Source organism: Chitinophaga pinensis DSM 2588, from assembly GCF_000024005.1.
Taxonomy (GTDB): domain Bacteria; phylum Bacteroidota; class Bacteroidia; order Chitinophagales; family Chitinophagaceae; genus Chitinophaga; species Chitinophaga pinensis.
The window spans coordinates 1,722,501-1,725,000 of sequence record NC_013132.1 but is presented as its reverse complement, the minus strand read 5'-3'; the positions used below and the strand labels follow the sequence as shown (position 1 = coordinate 1,725,000).

The 2,500-nt window shown below is 47.6% G+C and carries 2 rRNA genes (both only partly in view); both read right to left on the bottom strand.

Annotated features, from left to right (window positions below):
- A 5S ribosomal RNA gene (gene rrf, locus CPIN_RS07120) occupies positions 1-44 on the bottom strand (it extends 68 nt beyond the left edge of the window).
- 109 nt (positions 45-153) lie between these two features.
- Positions 154-2,500, bottom strand: a 23S ribosomal RNA gene (locus CPIN_RS07115); it runs 533 nt beyond the window's last position.

Here is a 2,500-nt window from a genome sequence, read left to right as displayed (position 1 = left end):
GTTCGGAATGGGAAGAGGTGAACACCCTTGGCAAAACCACCATAAGATCTTTAGTATGATCTCGTCTTTCAGTCAGCACTATTGCAGCGTTATCCTGACAGAAGACCAATAAGGTAACATATTGGGAAATTGTAATAGTATCACAAAAAAATAAAATTAAAGCTTACGGGCAATTAGTACTACTCGGCTTCGATGTTACCACCCTTACACCTGTAGCCTATCAACGTCGTAGTCTCCGACGGCCCTTAAAAGTAAACTCATCTTGAGGTAGGTTTCACGCTTAGATGCTTTCAGCGTTTATCCTTTCCGTACATAGCTACTCAGCACTGCACCTGGCGGCACAACTGATACACCAGCGGTACGTACGACCCGGTCCTCTCGTACTAAGGTCATGTCCCCGCAATTTACTAACGATCACAACAGATAGGGACCGAACTGTCTTGCGACGTTCTGAACCCAGTTCACGTGCCACTTTAATCGGCGAACAGCCGAACCCTTGGGACCTTCTCCAGCCCCAGGATGTGACGAACCGACATCGAGGTGCCAAACCTCCCCGTCGATATGAGCTCTTGGGGGAGATCAGCCTGTTATCCCCGGAGTACCTTTTATCCTTTGAGCGATGGCCCTTCCATACAGAACCACCGGATCACTTTAGCCAGCTTTCGCTCCTGCTCGGCTTGTCGGCCTCACAGTCAAGCACCCTTTTACTAATGCGCTCTGCGTACGATTACCAACCGTACTGAGGGTACCTTTGCGAGCCTCCGTTACTTTTTAGGAGGCGACCACCCCAGTCAAACTACCCACCAAACAATGTCCTCGTTGCCGAGTTAGACTCTAAACAACAGAAGGTTGGTATTTCAACGTTGACTCCACAACTCCTGGCGAAGCTGCTTCATAGTCTCCCAACTATCCTACACATCTGTTGTTCAAAATCAATGTTAAGTTGTAGTGAAGGTTCACGGGGTCTTTCCGTCCCGTTGCGATTAACCGGCATCTTCACCGATACTACAATTTCACCGAGCTCGTGGTAGAGACAGTGTCCAACTCATTAGACCATTCGTGCAGGTCGGAACTTACCCGACAAGGAATTTCGCTACCTTAGGACCGTTATAGTTACGGCCGCCGTTTACTGGGGCTTCAGTCAGAAGCTTTGGATTACTCCGAACATCCTTCCTTAACCTTCCAGCACCGGGCAGGTATCAGGCTCTATACGTCATCTTTCGATTTTGCAGGGCCCTGTGTTTTTGTTAAACAGTTGGTTGGACCATTTTACTGAGACCGCATCACTGCGGTACGCCTTATCCCGAAGTTACAGCGTCAATTTGCCTAGTTCCTTTACCACGGATCACTCGAGCGCCTGAGGATACTCTCCTCGACTACCTGTGTCGGTTTACGGTACGGGCTGCTATAACCTAACCTTAGAGGTTTTTCTTGGAAGTCTGATTAGGGACATTATCAGCGCGGCCGAAGCTTTGCTGTACTATCGGGTTCATCATCTCGTGCGGATTTTCCTACACAAAATATAACTACTCCCTTTAACGCACTATTCCGTAAGTGCGCAGTCCTTTCACTACTCCGTTACCCCATCGAAATTATAGCAGGTACTGGAATATTCACCAGTTTGCCATCAGCTACGCCTCTCGGCTTTGCCTAAGGACCCGACTAACCCTGATCCGATTAGCGTTGATCAGGAACCCTTAGTCTTACGGCGAATAGGTTTTTCACCTATTTTATCGTTACTTATGCCTACATTTTCTTTTCTAAACGCTCCAGCATATCTCGCGATACACCTTCAATGCAGTTTAGAATGCTCCCCTACCGATATCTACCTAAGTAGAATCCTAAAGCTTCGGTTGTATGTTTGATGCCCGATTATTTTCCGTGCTCAAACCCTCGACCAGTGAGCTGTTACGCACTCTTTAAATGAATGGCTGCTTCCAAGCCAACATCCTGGCTGTTATAGGATTTGAACTTCGTTTGTTCAACTTAACATACGATTAGGGACCTTAGCTGTTAATCTGGGTTATTTCCCTCTCGGCCATGGACCTTAGCGCCCACAGCCTCACTCCCGCAGATATATCATAGCATTCGGAGTTTATTAGGGTTTGGTAGGCGGTGAAGCCCCCTAGCCCAATTAGTAGCTCTACCTCTATGATAACTCTATATACGAGGCTGTTCCTAAAAACATTTCGGGGAGAACGAGCTATCTCTCAGTTTGATTGGCCTTTCACCCCTATCCACAGGTCATCCCATAGCTTTTCAACGCTAATGAGTTCGGTCCTCCAGTTTGTGTTACCAAACCTTCAACCTGCCCATGGATAGATCACAAAGTTTCGCGTCTACCCCTACTGACTTAAACGCTCTGTTAGAACTCGCTTTCGCTACGGCTCCGCAACTTAAGTGCTTAACCTTGCCAGTAAGGAGTAACTCGTAGGCTCATTATGCAAAAGGCACGCCGTCACATATTACTATGCTCCGACCGCTTGTAGGCGCACGGTTT